Source organism: Pseudomonas sp. RA_35y_Pfl2_P32, from assembly GCF_963970735.1.
Taxonomy (GTDB): domain Bacteria; phylum Pseudomonadota; class Gammaproteobacteria; order Pseudomonadales; family Pseudomonadaceae; genus Aquipseudomonas.
The window spans coordinates 1-504 of the sequence record NZ_CAXAQF010000233.1 but is presented as its reverse complement, the minus strand read 5'-3'; the positions used below and the strand labels follow the sequence as shown (position 1 = coordinate 504).

The 504-nt window shown below is 59.5% G+C and carries 1 protein-coding gene; it reads left to right on the top strand.

Annotation, left to right across the window (positions count from 1 at the left end; all coding sequences use genetic code 11):
* Nucleotides 1-504, top strand: a 504-nt coding sequence (locus tag AACY45_RS28025; protein WP_445261236.1) for a phospholipase D-like domain-containing protein, incomplete at both ends; no start/stop codon positions are given.

Sequence of the window (504 nt, the reverse complement as noted above, 5' to 3'; positions counted from 1 at the left end):
AATACACGCGAGAGTGGTTCAGCCGCGTCCACGATGGACGCATGCAGAACGTCGAGTTTCGCACCCGCGACTTCTCCATTGAAACGCCGCTGAACGCAATCCTGCGCGGACCGCAGATGCTCAAGGAAAAAGGGCGCCTGGCGACCCTGTATCGATTACTGAAAGGGGAAGCGCCCGATACCAACTTTGCCCACATGCTGGCACTGGCCTTGTTTGCCAGCCACCACCAGAAGATGGTGTTGGTGGACTACGAAGACACCGCGAACGCCGTGGGTTTCGTCATGGGCCACAACATGCACCGCAACTACTGGGATACCAGCGCCCACCTGTATGACGACAAAGCGGCGCGCCGCAGTCCGGGCTTCGGTCCCTGGCAGGACCTGTCGATCAAAGTGCAAGGCCCTGCCTTGCATGACCTGAACCACAACTTCGCCACCGCCTGGGATCGGGAAACCGCCTGGGTCAAAAAATGGTTTGTCGATGGCCTGCGCGATCAACGCCAGG